This is a genomic window from Actinomycetota bacterium (assembly GCA_030684515.1).
In the GTDB taxonomy this organism is placed as follows: Bacteria; Actinomycetota; Actinomycetes; order S36-B12; family S36-B12; genus UBA11398.
The window spans coordinates 18,040-32,320 of the sequence record JAUXVJ010000013.1; the positions used below are offsets into that span (position 1 = coordinate 18,040).

Genomic DNA, 14,281 nt, shown 5'->3' on the forward strand with positions numbered 1-14,281 from the left:
CCGACTATAGGTGCGCAACTTTCGCGCGGGGATGTGAACCAAGCAGTCCTAAGGAGGGCGCGGAGTGGATTCACGGAGATGACTTGCTGGCTGCAATTTGTAGACAATGTCGTGACTTACTCACTCTAGGAGCTTCTCGTGTCGATTCTTACTCTGGTGACTGGTACTTCGCTGCGGATCGGCGGCGCCTACGCGGAAGCATCCACTTCGTCAGCGAGCCGATCTCGTGATTGAGATTCGTGAAGTCCTGGCAGTAGTTCCAGTTGGCGAGGACGCCTTCATAGCTCCGTTTACATATGACCGTGGGCGGGCAATGGATGGTGGACAGCTCGCTGCTGCGGCGCTGAATGCGGCGCTGCAGACGGTGCCGTCAGACTTTGATGCGCATTCCGTGCATGTCAGTTTCCTGTCAGCTGGCGATGCAATGAAGCCAGTGGATCTGCGCGTGGTGCGAGATCGCGACGGCCGTGGCTTTTGCCAGCGAAACGTCACGGCATATCAGGGGAGTCGACTGCTGTTCCGGATGGCTGCATCTTTTCAACGGCCCGAAGCAGGGCCTGACGTGCAAATGCTGCAGATGCCAAGCGCGCCTTCGCCTGTTGACTGTGAAGCCTTTGATGCAGGTGTCATCGGCTACCACACTCGTGACCCCGACCCCACACACGATCGTCGACGACGGGCATGGGTAAAGACCGCGACGCCGCTCGGAACTGATACACGTTGGAATGCTTGCGCACTGCTCTACATAACTGACATGTTCAATTGCCTGCCCACGTCATTGGACGAAGACGAAAACAGCTTCCAGACCAGCCTTGATCATTCGGTGTGGTTCCACCGGCCAGCCCTCCTGGACGACTGGGTGTTGATGACTGTGAATTCCACTTCGCTGGCATCGGGCCGTGGCTGGTTCATGGGGGAGTACTTCTCGCTGAGTGGAGTGCACGTCGCGACCAGTGCGCAGGAGATGGTGTACCGGCTCGGCCGTAGCTAGTGCGGTGAAAGGTGCCTGCCACAGAACAGATGCAGAGCATTTGAGCATCTGCGCGCTGGCGTAACGGGGGCGGAAAGACTCAAGCGCGGTTCCGAACTGGTCGGGGCAAGATCCTCCGCCGGTGGTCAGGTGCTGTAGTCGGGCAGGTCATCGAGCACGCTCTGCAGGCGTGCTCGAATGTCATGGTCGTAGGGGCCGCCTCGATAGACGATGACGTGTACCTGATCGGCCTCGATGCCGGCGAGCGCGGCGCTGCTCACGTCCTCCAGGGTCATTCCCGAGCCGACAACGATCCCGCTGCTGGTCGCGGGCATGTCCAGCGGCGCAAGGACGACATCGGCGGGGTTGGTCTGCCGGGAACTGGCGCCCATGTCCGTGGGCACGTAGCCGGGGCACAGCACGGTCGCGCTGATCGCGGGAGCATGCATCGCCAGCTCCATGCGCAGCGATTCGGTGAACCCCACGACCGCCGCCTTTGCGGCCCCATAGGGAGTAATGCTCGGCGTGGGCCTCAGACCGGCCATCGATGCTGTGTTCAGGAAGTGTCCGGGACGGCCACCGGCGATCATCTGCGGCACGAAGGCCTGAACACCGTGCACGACGCCCATGAACGCTACGTCGTGTAGCCATCGAAACACGGCTGGATCGAGCTCCCATGAAGGGCCCGTTGGGCCCATCACTCCGGCGTTGTTGCACACCACGTCCACGCGACCGAAGCGATCGATCGTGGCCTGGGCGAGCGCCTCCACCGATGCCGAGTCGCGCACATCCGTGGTGACCGCCAGCGTCGCCACTCCATGCTCGGTCGCAACCTTGGCCGCGCTGGCCTGGACCTCGGCTGTGCGCAGGTCGGACAGCACCACTGACAGCCCGCGCTCCGCAAACGCCTGGGCCAGCGCCAAGCCGATGCCGCTGGCGGCTCCTGTCACCACTGCGACCTGTCCGCTTTCCAGATGCATCGTTATCGCGCCTTCCGCCTGGCTTGTGAGATTCCGGTGACGATATCCGACTCATTGCATCGTCGCGGTGGAACGTGCGGACACCCAATCTGACATGCAACAGGCGTACTGCTCTACTCAGAGGGCGTGAATTCGAAGCCTGTGCCGAGTTCCCACTCGGGGTGGCGCAGCAGCCGGGAGTGCTCCCCTGGTCCCGCCGGTGGTAACCACATCCATGGTGCGTCGCACGATTGGAGCCTGTCCTGAACCGATGCCACGTCGGGCACCTCAAGCCTGATGCTGAAAGGCCCTTCGCCCCACTCCTCCAGAAAATCGCTCTCGACTGAATCCCGAGCAGGATCGACAAGCTCGATGATGGCGCTCCTGGGATTGGCAAATGAGAATCGGACCCGGCGAGTGCCATTCGCAGCAATGTGGTCGCTTTGCGGGCGCCACTCGAACACTGATTCGAGCGTGGAGATCCGCGTATCCAGGTTCCTCATGAGCAGAGTTCGCGCAGCGATCCGGATCCCAGTCCCTGGGACAGTTCGAGTTTCATCAGGAGGCATTGCAGTCCGAGGCTGCTGGACAGCCTCATAGGGGATCACCTCGAGGCGCAAACCCGCGTCGGCAGCCGGATCGTATGAGTCCTCCATGCCTTCGGTGAATCCGACCCAGATTCTGGCAATCGCCAAATTCTCATCTGGAGGGTCGTAACGGAATCTCACGCCTGCTTCGTGCAAACGCTGGGCCACGCTATCCAGGTCTCGCGAGGCGACAACAGTGGCGTGATTGCGCGCTGGTCTCAGTCCCTGAGCCGCAGCGATTTCCGGCAAGAAGGCGTACCCAGACGGTCGCTCGTTCCGAGCGGGTGGGTGGAATGGCAGTCCAAGAATGTTGAGGAAGGTCGGTGCCTCGTGCCTGGAAAGGTTCACCCTGGCGTAGGTCCACTTGGCTCCAAGCGGAGGGCTCGAAACTACCCAAGCCTGCTTCTGTTCCGGCAGTCCCCACTCCTGCTGACACATTCGCGTGGCGACATCGTGGTCGGGTGCCACGGTGTCGGCACTGGCAAGAAGCTCAAACGCCGAAGCTTGTGTCATTGATGCCCCTCGGACAAGTGGCACATGCCACGGGTGGAAGTTCTCGCTTGCAGTTGTCTTTGGAGCAGACAAGCCAGCGCATCATCATTTCGTCCTTGCCTGCCATCTCCACGTCTGGGCATTGTGCACGCCGCAGGAACAGATGCGCATCGCTTTCCCACGTGAATCGGCTTCCGCGATGAATCTTGATGATCCTCCTGGCACGCCGTTGGAGAGACTTGGAGGCCTACGTGGGCAGAGCAATGCAGAGCGAGTGCATTGGAGGATGGATCACGTGCGCTCCGAATGAATCGACCAAGGCCGTGAGTGAAGAGACAGTCCTGAGCTGAAACTTGGAATGCCACGCTTGCCTTGATGACGTGCCTGGCGAGTCCAGGCGAAGAAAGTGGCGCGGTGCTGCCCGGTTCTATGCCTGGCTCGGGAAGTCTCCTGCGCTTGCTCGCAAGGAGCGCAGGAGACCATAGAGAAGTTCCATCTCGGTCTCGTCAAGTCCAGTGACGCCGAACGACAGATCAATCAGGCTCTGCGTGGCTTGCTGAGTGACTTTCTTGCCCTTGGGAGTCAAGGCCGCAAGCACTCTTCGTCGATCAACACTGTCGGGCACGCGACGCACGAGCCCTTGAGCTTCCAGACGATCAATGGCGTTGGTGACCGAAGTTGGATGGACCATCAGACGCTCGCCGATCTTGCTCAGCGGAAGGAAGCCGCTGCGGCTGAAGGTAAGCAGCACGAGCACTTCATAGCGGGCAAAGGTAATCCTGTGGGGCTTCAGCGCGTTGTCCAGCGCGCCCAGAAGAAGTTGCTGCACGCGCATGATCGATGTGACCACCATCATCGCTGAAGGCTCCCCGAAGTGCTCCTGCCAATGTTCACCAGCGCGATCGATTGGATCAAATGGAAGGTGCGGAGCAGTCACGCTGCGAGGCTAACAGGAGCATCGACGTCCTGAATGGTGCTCATTTGGCGGTCCAGTCCTTCAGGAGATGACGTGCCATCACCATGCGTTGAATCTGATTGGTGCCTTCGTATATCTGAGTGATCTTCGCATCCCTCATCATGCGCTCAGCTGGATAATCCTGAACGTATCCCGAACCACCGAGAAGTTGAACGGCATCAGTGGTCACCTTCATTGCCACATCGGAGGCGAAGCACTTCGCTGCAGCGCCGAAGAAGGTCAGGTCCTGATCTCCTCGCTCGGATTTTGCAGCCGCGACGTAGACGAGTTGTCGAGCAGCCTCCAACTGCATGGCCATGTCGGCGAGCATGAACTGCAGGCCCTGGAATTCGGCAAGGCGCTTGCCGAACTGCTGGCGTTGCTTGACATAGTCAAGTGCCAGATCAAGCGCCCCCTGGGCGATCCCGACCGCCTGGGCGCCGATCGTGACGCGGGTGTGGTCAAGTGTGGCCAAGGCGATCTTGAGCCCTTCGCCACGACGACCGACAATGCGATTGCCGGGCAGCCGGACCCGGTCGAAGAGGAGCTCTCGCGTGGGGGAGCCCTTGATGCCCATCTTTCGCTCCTTGCCGCCGAACGTGAAACCCTCGTCACTCTTTTCCACGACGAAGGCGGACACGGTGCTGCCGCGCTTGGCATCGGGGTCGGTGACGGCGAACACGGTGTAGTAATCGGCTTCACCGGCGTTGGTGATCCACGATTTCTGACCGCTGAGAATCCAGTCATCGCCGTCAGGAGAGGCGCTGCTGGTCATCGATGCAATGTCCGATCCGGCTTCCCGCTCCGATAGTCCGTACGCAAACATGGCTTCACCGCTTGCAATGGGCGGCAGATACCTTGCCTTCACGTCATCGCTCGCTGCAAGGATCAAGGGCAAAGTCCCGAGTTTGTTGACAGCAGGAATGAGTGAGGTGGATGCGCAGGCTCGAGCGACCTCCTCAATGACAATGCACGTGGCCAGCGCATCGGCGCCAACGCCGCCATACTGCTCGGGGATATGCGGGGCGTGAAAGTCAGATGCTCGAAGCGCGTCGTAGGACGCGTGCGGGAAGGTGCTGGAGTCATCGACTTGCTGAGCATGCGGTGCGATCTGCAATTCGGCGAGTTCGCGGATCGCCGCCCTGATTATCTGGTGATCCTCTGAGAGTTGGTAGTGCGCGAATTCGGCGTCGCCTGTCATTTGTGCGGTCCCCTTGTCTTGGTGGTCAGACGCTGCGGCGGTATTTGCCGCCGACTTCGAAAAATGCCTCGCTGATCTGACCGAGTGAGCAGTATCGGACAGCGTCCATCAGGCCTTCGAAAACGTTCCCGCCCTCGGTCGCAGTGGCCTTCAGTCGTGCCAAGGCCGCCTGCGCATCGTCGCGGTGGCGATCGTGGAACTGGTCCAGACGACGCAGTTGCGACTGCTTCTCCTCTTCCGTTCCTCGTGCCAGCTCGGTGACTACATCCTCTTGGCCGATTTCGTCATTGAGAAAGGTGTTGACACCGATGATGGGAAGCGAGCCATCGTGCTTGCGATGCTCGTAGAGCATCGACTCGTCCTGAATCCGGCCACGCTGATAGCCAGTCTCCATCGCGCCGAGCACACCACCACGATCCGAGATCCGTTCAAACTCCAAAAGGACCGCTGCCTCGACCAACTCGGTGAGTTCCTCGACGATGTATGCGCCCTGGAGCGGGTTCTCGTTCATCGAAAGGCCCCACTCCTTGTCGATGATCATCTGGATCGCGAGCGCGCGACGAACCGACTGTGCTGACGGAGTAGTGATCGCTTCGTCGTAAGCGTTGGTGTGAAGGGAGTTGGCGTTGTCATTGAGTGCGCACAGCGCCTGCAGCGTTGTGCGGATGTCGTTGAAGTCCATTTCCTGCGCGTGCAGCGACCGACCGGAGGTCTGCACGTGGTACTTGAGCTTCTGGGCCAAGTCACTGGCTCCGTAGCGATCGCGCAGGGCGATGGCCCAGATCCGCCGGGCCACGCGCCCCAGGACGGTGTACTCGGCGTCCATTCCGTTGGAGAAGAAGAACGAAAGGCTAGGGGCGAAGTCGTCGATCGCCATGCCGCGCGCGAGGTAGGACTCCACGTAGGTGAAACCGTTGGCCAGGGTGAATGCAAGCTGGCTCAAGGGGTTCGCGCCGGCCTCGGCGATGTGGTATCCGCTAATGGACACCGAGTAGAAGTTGCGAACCTGATGATCGATGAACCATTGCTGGATATCGGCCATGCAGCGCAGGGAGAACTCGGTGGAGAAGATGCACGTGTTCTGACCCTGGTCCTCCTTGAGGATGTCCGCCTGCACCGTGCCACGCGCGGTCGACAGTGCACTGGCCCGCAAAGCTGCTGCCTCGTCCGCGTCGGGCTCACGACAGTTCAAGTCGCGAAAAGAGTCGAGCTGCTGGTCGATCGCAGCATTGAGGTACATCGCCAGGATCGTGGGTGCTGGCCCGTTGATGGTCATCGATACTGATGTGGAAGGCGAGCAGAGATCGAACCCTGCATAGAGCTCCTTGATGTCATCGAGGGTGGCCACCGATACCCCGGATGTGCCGACCTTGCCGTAGACATCCGGCGCCGATCCTGGATTGCACCCGTACAAAGTCACCGAGTCGAAAGCTGTCGACAGGCGTGTTGCGGGTTGCCCGGCGCTGAGCAGGTGGAATCGACGGTTGGTTCGAGCCGGATCGCCCTCCCCAGCGAACATCCGGGTCGGGGTCTCTTCGGTGCGCTTGAACGGGAAGACGCCTGCTGTATACGGGAAGTAGCCGGGCAGGTTCTCGGCGCGCAGGTAGCCGACCAGCTCGCCATGGTCTGTCAGGCGCGGCAGTGACACCCGTCGAATGGAAGATCCGGACGGTGTCGTATGCGTGAGCGCCGTTTGGATCTCTCTGCCGCGGACCACATAGGCCAAGTCGTTGCCCGCGTAGCTCTCCTGGATCTGCGGCCAGGAGTCGAGCAGCGTGCGGACCTCTGGATCTAGTTCATGTGCGAGGCCTTCGCGCAGATTGTCCACTGTCTGGACAGCGCTTGCCTGTCCAGCATTTTCCAGCATGGCAGAGGTGGCATCGAGCTGTTGAAGCTGTCGTGCGATTTCTGCCTGTCGAGCCGTCTCCTTGTGGTAGTCACGGACAGTCTCGGCGATCTCGGCCAGATAGTGCTCGCGGCCTGGTGGCAGTATCGCGGCAAGCCGAGTGGACGTGTGCCCCTCGACAATGGGCAGCACGCCATCGAATGACTGGAGTCCCTTCTCGATCAGCGAGGACTTCAGGCAGTGGTACAGCGCCGAGACTCCATCGTCATTGAAGCGTGCCGCGCTTGTGCCAAATACCGGCATCTGTTCCCAAGCGGTACCGAAAGCGCCCTTGTTGCGGATCATCTGCCGGGCGACGTCGCGGCGTGCATCTTCGGCACCTCTGCGCTCGTACTTGTTCACCGCGACGATGTCGGCGTAGTCGAGCATGTCGATCTTTTCCAGCTGAGATGCTGCGCCATATTCAGGTGTCATGACGTACAGGCTGATATCGACGTGGGGCACGATGGACGCATCTCCCTGACCGATTCCGGGGGTCTCGACGACGACCAGGTCGAACCCGGCCGCCTTGCACGCGGCAATGACGTCGTCCAGGGATTCGGGGATCTGGCGTCCTGCTTGCCGGGTGGCCAGCGAACGGAAGAAGACAACGCTGGGATCGATGCTGTTCATGCGGATGCGGTCGCCCAGTAATGCGCCGCCGCCTCGCTGCCGCGTCGGGTCGATGGCAAGCACGGCTATGCGCAATTGGTCCTGGCTGTCTCGGCGCAGGCGACGAACGAGCTCGTCGGTCAGTGACGACTTGCCAGAACCGCCCGTGCCAGTGATGCCTAGAACAGGGATTGATGTCTGCCGCGCCGCCGCATGAACCTTGTGTGCGAGTTCGGGGTCGGCGCTGGCCTGCAGGACGGTGATGGCGCGGCCGAGTGCGGTGGCAGAGCCTGAGATCACGGAGTCGACTTCAACGCGGCTGGTGCTGAGGTTGGTGTCGCACTCCGCGATGAGTTGATTGATCATGCCTGGCAGGCCAAGCAGTTGACCGTCTTGCGGGCTGAAGATGCGAACGCCGGCCCTGGCTAGCAGCTCGATTTCCGAGGGAACGATGACACCGCCGCCGCCTCCGTACACCTTGACATGCCCAGCACCCATCTGGCGTAGGCGCTCGACCAAATAGGTGAAGTACTCGATGTGCCCGCCCTGGTAGGACGAAATCGCCACTCCCTGCACGTCCTCCTGCACAACCGCCGTAACGACCTCGTCCACGGATCGGTCATGACCGAGATGGACAACTTCGGCACCTTGTGATTGGAGGAGTCTGCGCATGATGTTGATCGCGGCATCATGACCATCGAACAAGCTTCCAGCGGTCACGAATCGCACGGGGTTGACGGGCACGTGCACGGTGACCCCCTTCACGTCGGCGTGATCAGCGCAGAAACTACGTCGATTGGGGCCGGCTTTGGCAGATCTGAAAATACTAGGATATCCAAGGTAATGCTAGTAGTTTCCATCAAGTCGGGAGAATCCCGTCCCTTTTCTCTCACAAAATCACGAAAATGATGGCCGCAAGATTGATAGGACGTTGCACAATTGCGAGATCTTGGGAGTCCCAGGCCTACACGAGACGTTGCCTAGGTCAGTTTCATCCAAACAGGTCCGCAGTTCATCGGCCGCATGGCTAGTCTGGATGGACAGCGAGGGAGGTCGCCATGATCCGGTCAACGACCGCAAGTGTGCTGGCGCTTGGCGCGATGAGCATGGCCCTGCTGGTGGGTGCCCCCGCAGTTGCGGCGAGCGGGTGCGCAACCAAGGTGGAGTTCGCGCGCATCAAGGTTGGCATGACCCAGCCCCAGGTCACCAAGATCTTCGGCACGAAGGGCATCGACGCAGGTGAGGAGGGCAATGCTGCCAATGTTGTCCATCGCGTCTACCCGGCGTGCTCGAGTTCTGGGGCTGCCGAGGCCTTCTTCGTGGACGGACGGCTGACCAGGAAGTACTGGATCTAGTCGCCTGCTCAGTAGATTCCTTGTGGGCTTGAGTTGAGGCGCACGAAGTTTCTTCTGCCGGCTTGGTTCAGGCGAACGTTTGGGGTCTGGATCCTGGTGGCTACCAGTGCAGAGCACTACTACTCATCGACTTCCTGCAGTAGTTCGCCTTCGGCCCCTGGCCCAGGTGGCGGTGGCATGCTCCTTGCGCCGTGGACTGAGTGCCACAGAATCTTGTCGAGTACGGACTGAGGTACCCGGTCGGGACTACCCAAGGGCAGGCTGCGACTCCATTCAGCATCTGGACTCTTGATGGTGTTCATCTGCAGTAGATCAACGGCGGGCACGATCGCCTTCACCGGTGCGCCGTTGGCGGGGGTGAGTCCGAAGACGTCATACATAGGCGTGGCAAGCGCGTCGTTCAGGCTCAAGGGCTTCATGCCCAGGATGAGCTCTATCGAGCGCACGACCGAGAGCAGGTCGTATCGAGTGTGTATCACCGCACCACTCTTGGCGTACGGGCTGATGACGGCTACGGGGATGCGGTGGGCGTTGACGTGGTCTGCGCCGTCCTGCGAGTCGTCCTCGACCACAAAGATCGCTGAAGAGTCCCAGATGCTGGAGTGCGAGATCGTCTCGACCAATTGGCCAACGGCTAGATCGGAGTCGGCGACCATCGAAGTAGGCGTCGGGAACCCGGGCTCGGTGCCGCGGGTATGGTCGGAAGTCAGCGTCAGGTAGTTGAAGGCCGGGACGGTGCCCGCTGCCAGTTGCTGGGTGAAGCGCTTGCGGAAGCAGTCCACGTGCGAAGTACTGCCGGCTGCAGCGCCCTTCGGCAGTGATGAGTCGAAGATGGCAGATCCGTCCGGCAGCGCGCCGATGAACAGATCGCTGGCGTAACAGCCGCCCAGTGGCGGGTTCAGGTCGGAGTTGGCCGCAGTTGCCGTGATCTTCGCGAGGACCTCGGGAGTGCGGTCACGGTCGGGCACGGAGGAGTAACCGCCGATGAAGCCCTCGCCGTAGTTGAAGTACGAGATGCCTTGCTCCTGTGCGCGATTGAACAGGAAGCCGTTGCCTGGCCAGGTCACGGCATAGGTGCCAAAGTCATTGGGCCGACCGCGACCCGAGTACTGCTGAACCCAGTTGCGCGTGACGTAGTCCGGCACCGTCGCTGCGGCCGTCCAGAAGTGGCCCTGAATGGAGGCCTCGGAGTTGGCGAACACGTTGTCCAGCAAGGGGAAGCGGGTAGTGAGTGCGTGCAGGTTTGGTGTCACGTCCCTGCCGAAGAGGGTGAGTTTGGGGTCTCCATTTCCCCGCGGATCATCGCCGAGGATCTGGTCGTAACTGCGGTTCTCGCGCACGATGAAGAAGACGTGCTTGATCGGGCCATTGGCGCGCAGCACTGTGCCCACGGGCGAGGCTTGGGCATTTGATGGCGTGAGCTGTTGACTGGCCGCCGGCGTCAACTGGCGCACCTGCGCATCAGTGGGCAGATCCATCAGGCCAGCCTGTCCAGTCACCAACTTGGCGGTGTAGCCGACCTTGCCGAATACGTCGAAGGTCGGAGCGTTTGGGCTGAAGGCCCAGAAGATCGGATCGGAGGCCAGAGTCGGATTGGGGCCGTTGACGTTCGCACCGATACCAAGCCCCTCTGCGGAGACATAGAGCAATTGCGCAACGCGCGTCGGCGTCGCGGGCGAAGTGAGGACTGCCTGCGGCTGCGCGGCTGTTGGGATACGCCCGAGGACAGTCCAACGCGCGTCGGCGGGCGTGCCTGCTCCCGGCAGGGCAATGACGGCAAGCTCATCTGCACCCGACTCGGACACAAAGAGCCGCGTGCCCGATGGTGAGAGAGCAACGGAGGTCGGCATGGTGCCAAGGCCTGCTGGTCGGCCCACCCAGATTGTCCGCTCGACCTTTCGTTTGCGAATGTCAACGACGACGACTTGGTCGCTGGCTGACAGTGCCACGTATGCCCGGCGACCAGACTTGTCAACGACGATGCCTGCCGGATGCGACAGTGGTGGACCCACAGCGATGTCGGTGAGCTTGGTGCCAGCTCGCATGTCGATGACCGAGATGGTGCCGGCCGCCTCGTTGCTGACCAGGCCGATGCGATCACCTGGCACCAGAGCCGCTCCATATGGGTAGCTTCCTGTGGCCACGTAGCGGACCTGGTCGCCATTGTTCACATTCACGATCGCGGCAGCATTGGCCAAGTTCAGTGACACCAGCAACTGTGCACCATCGCGCGAAACTGCGAGCTTCTGTGGCCAAGCCAAGGTGGTGGCGGTGAGGCCACCGCGAGGTGGCGGCCACGCCTGAGTCGTGGGAGCCCCCGGTTGAGGAGGGACCGGAATGGTCCGCAGAACACGCGCCTGACCGCAGCTATCGCCCCAGCCGATGACGTGCACGACATCGCCCAGAGCCCCAGGAAGACTGCTTCGCTCGGGCTGCCACCGCGAGTTCGGCAGTCCCGAGACGTAGGCCCGCCGGTGGGCGGAGTCAAGTGCGATGCCGCCCGAGGCTCCCGGCAGTTTGATGATCTGGCAGACCTTCCGGGTGCTGGTGTCGACGATCTGAACGTCGTTGCTGGGCAGTCCTGAGGACACCGTCCACAGGTAGCGTCCGTCATCTGTCACGGCCCCACCCATGGGCAGGGTGCCAAGTGCCACCAGATCGCCTGCGGGGGTGAGTTGGCGTCCATTGGGCTGCAGTCGGGAGGCGGGGCTGGGAATCTGGTTCGCAGCAGGTGCACCGGCAGCGGGCTGTGTGGCGCTGGCGAGTTCGTTCACGCCCACCATGAGCGCCAGGGCGAGACCGATGCCGATGCCGATCGCTGCGAACTGAGTTGGTCTGGATTGCCGCACAGTGCCCATGGCCGGCTCCTTTGTAGGCTTCCACTGAAGACCCCTGGATGCCTCAGTCATGTCTACCACCAAAGCCAGCCTGTTGTTTGACGAGCCAAGGCTGTGCACTGCTGCGAACCGTGTTCGGCTTGTTCATCTGAATGGGCTGGTTGGGCGTTTGTGATCGCGGCTGAACTGATGGCGTATTGATGAAGGCGTTGGTATCAAAGGCATTTCTTCCGCGCTCGCAGAGTGATTGTCTGCGCTTGTGATATCAGTTTGAGCACCACAGGACTGCGGTCCTGATGTGCGAAGGACTTTGGTCCTCAATTCTTAAAGTCGCATGGATTGCTTGCCTGGCGACCGTGTTCAAGGGTCAAGTGGGCGGTACAAATGGGACTGCTCGACGATGGCCGGAGCGCTGGCAGGCGGTGGTGGGGTGGGACCGCCTGTTGTCGAAGAGCAGGCCGCCAGGAGGATCACTGCGCTGGCGATGCCAAGCATGAGTGACGCTCGTCCGTGGACTCCCTGACACCGGTTCATGCGGCGCACGTCACAGCCTGCAAGTCATGTGCAGACGTGTTCGACCTAGTTGCCAGTGAACAGCGCACAAGCCGTAACCACCGCCTCGCGTGATGCGATGCTTTGCGCAGTGTCCCCGGTCGTACTCAGCGACTGCATGGCGCCGGCGAACGCGTCGCGCACCGCGGAGATCCCGGGGATTGCCGCCGCGCTGCCTAAAGCTGCGTCCAGTTGTGTCGTGGCGTCGCGCATGGCTTGCTGTGCATCGGCGGCTACTTCGCCAGGCGCGAGGGCAGTGACCGCAGTCTGGCAGGCTTCGGCGATCTGCTGGGGGGCTGCCAACATCGATTGGGCCCCGTCAACTGCGCCCTGCACTCCGTCAACTGCGCCCTGCACTGAAGCGCAGCCCGCGAGCATGAGGGCTGCCAAGGGCGCGGCAGCCCCAAGAGCGAACCGTGAACGCATGGACCGCGCACGTGCTCCACTTTGCGTTGGGAGTGGGTGGCAGAGCTGGTGGTCCTCAATGCTCTTCGCGGACTTGTAGGTGTTCATCCCTTGCCCTTTCTCTTCCATCTGAGTCGATCAGAAATCACTGAGGTGACGCTGGTTCCGTGACGCTTGACGCGTTGCAGGAGGGATTCGGCCCAAGCGAATTCAGTCGCCAGAATCACTAGGCCGATAATCAGCAGAGGGATGCCAGGACCGGGCAGCACGAGCAAGACAAGTCCGATCAGCACAAGTGTCCCACCAACAACTGCGACACCCGCCCAGCGAAACGGGTGCGGCAGTCGATGCCAGTTGGCGAGCAGGGTCTGCCTATTCATGCACTGTCTCTTTGGGCTCTTCGGACACCAATGTGGCAGCAGCAGTGCCTCGAGTGGAGATCAGGCTTGCAATGACCGAGATGGCGATGATGCCGACCACCACACCGAGACTGAGCAAGGTTGGAATTTTGAAGAAGGCGTGGCTGACGATCATTTTGATACCGACCCATACCAGCACGAAGGACAAGCCCAACTTGAGGTAGATGAAGCGGTGCATGAGGTCTGCGAGGAGGAAGTACATCGCCCTAAGGCCCAGAATCGCGAAAGCATTGCTGGCGAAGACAAGGAATGGCTCCTGGGTTACCGCGAAGATGGCCGGTATCGAGTCGACGGCAAAGATGATGTCGGTGACCTCTACAACAACGAGCACGGCCAATAGCGGTGTAGCCAACAGGACACCCGCCTTGCGAACCAAGAACCGTTGGCCCTCGTACTCCTCAGTTGTGGGAATGAAACGGCGGAACAACTTCAGAGTCTTGGACTTGGACATGTCAACGTGCTCATCGCGCTGAAGCAGCATCCTGATTCCAGTCAGGATGAGGAAGACTCCAAACACATAGAGCACCCACGCCGCGCTGGCGATGAGAGCGGAACCAGCTGCGATGAAGATCGCCCGAAACACCAGCGCGCCGACGACCCCGTAGAACAGCACGCGGTGCTGGTACTGCTTGGGAACGGCGAAATAGCCGAATATGACTGCCCACACGAAGACGTTGTCAACGGCGAGGGATTTCTCGATCACGTAACCGGCGTAGTACTGGAGCCCGAACTCAGCTCCGTAGACCCACCAGATCACTCCGCCAACCGCCAAGCCGATGCTTACCCAGATCACCGACCACGTGGCAGCCTCACGCAGACCGATCTCGTGGGCTTCTCTGTGCATGAGCAGGTCGACCAGCAGCATGGCAAGAATTGCAGCGACGAGGGCTGCCCATACCCACAGTGAGATTTCCATGTACTTCCCTTGTGTCGTGAATGCACGGCACAAGGTCTCTCGCCGCCGGCCTCAGGCCGACCTAGTGACCGGGTGCCGGAGCACCGTGATGACGATCACTAGCGAAGGGATACTCCCCTTGTTTGCGTGAATGAAA

Annotated in this window: 11 protein-coding genes; 2 read left to right on the forward strand and 9 right to left on the reverse strand. The window is 61.0% G+C overall.

The features are described 5' to 3' along the window. Window positions 1-226: 226 nt before the first annotated feature. Entirely contained in the window at window positions 227-991 is a 765-nt protein-coding gene (locus tag Q8M73_06390) for a thioesterase family protein (GenBank protein MDP2288179.1), read from the forward strand. A 125-nt stretch (window positions 992-1,116) separates the two neighbouring features. On the opposite strand, the gene Q8M73_06395 is transcribed toward Q8M73_06390, so the two are convergent. From Q8M73_06395 to Q8M73_06415, 5 genes are all read right to left on the reverse strand, one after another. Next, window positions 1,117-1,950, reverse strand: a complete 834-nt coding sequence (locus Q8M73_06395; protein ID MDP2288180.1) for an SDR family NAD(P)-dependent oxidoreductase — start codon at window positions 1,948-1,950, stop codon at window positions 1,117-1,119. A gap of 113 nt (window positions 1,951-2,063) precedes the next feature. Further along, window positions 2,064-3,029, reverse strand: coding sequence for a hypothetical protein (locus tag Q8M73_06400; GenBank protein ID MDP2288181.1), 966 nt, complete (start codon window positions 3,027-3,029; stop codon window positions 2,064-2,066). A 406-nt stretch (window positions 3,030-3,435) separates the two neighbouring features. After that, window positions 3,436-3,945, reverse strand: a complete 510-nt coding sequence (locus Q8M73_06405; GenBank protein MDP2288182.1) for a MarR family transcriptional regulator — start codon at window positions 3,943-3,945, stop codon at window positions 3,436-3,438. A 40-nt stretch (window positions 3,946-3,985) separates the two neighbouring features. Beyond that, window positions 3,986-5,164 carry an acyl-CoA dehydrogenase family protein gene (locus tag Q8M73_06410; GenBank protein MDP2288183.1) on the reverse strand — a complete coding sequence of 393 codons (1,179 nt, stop codon included), beginning with the start codon at window positions 5,162-5,164 and terminating at the stop codon, window positions 3,986-3,988. Between the two features lie 25 nt (window positions 5,165-5,189). Next, complete coding sequence (locus tag Q8M73_06415; protein MDP2288184.1) at window positions 5,190-8,411, reverse strand: methylmalonyl-CoA mutase family protein; 3,222 nt, start codon at window positions 8,409-8,411, stop codon at window positions 5,190-5,192. Window positions 8,412-8,719: 308 nt separating this feature from the next. Here Q8M73_06415 and Q8M73_06420 point away from each other — a divergent pair, with 308 nt between their 5' ends. Continuing rightward, window positions 8,720-9,016, forward strand: coding sequence for a hypothetical protein (locus tag Q8M73_06420; GenBank protein ID MDP2288185.1), 297 nt, complete (start codon window positions 8,720-8,722; stop codon window positions 9,014-9,016). 119 nt (window positions 9,017-9,135) lie between these two features. Here Q8M73_06420 and Q8M73_06425 read toward each other — a convergent pair whose 3' ends face one another. The 4 genes from Q8M73_06425 to Q8M73_06440 form a co-directional block, all read right to left on the reverse strand. Further along, window positions 9,136-11,874: an alkaline phosphatase family protein gene (locus tag Q8M73_06425; protein ID MDP2288186.1), complete on the reverse strand. Its 2,739-nt coding sequence runs from the start codon at window positions 11,872-11,874 to the stop codon at window positions 9,136-9,138. A gap of 558 nt (window positions 11,875-12,432) precedes the next feature. Then, window positions 12,433-12,831 (reverse strand): hypothetical protein, encoded by a 399-nt coding sequence (locus tag Q8M73_06430; protein ID MDP2288187.1) that lies wholly within the window; start codon window positions 12,829-12,831, stop codon window positions 12,433-12,435. A gap of 83 nt (window positions 12,832-12,914) precedes the next feature. Continuing rightward, complete coding sequence (locus tag Q8M73_06435; protein ID MDP2288188.1) at window positions 12,915-13,190, reverse strand: PGPGW domain-containing protein; 276 nt, start codon at window positions 13,188-13,190, stop codon at window positions 12,915-12,917. Then, window positions 13,183-14,145: a TerC family protein gene (locus Q8M73_06440; protein MDP2288189.1), complete on the reverse strand. Its 963-nt coding sequence runs from the start codon at window positions 14,143-14,145 to the stop codon at window positions 13,183-13,185. Before Q8M73_06440 ends, Q8M73_06435 begins: the two co-directional genes overlap by 8 nt. Between the last annotated feature and the right edge of the window lie 136 nt (window positions 14,146-14,281).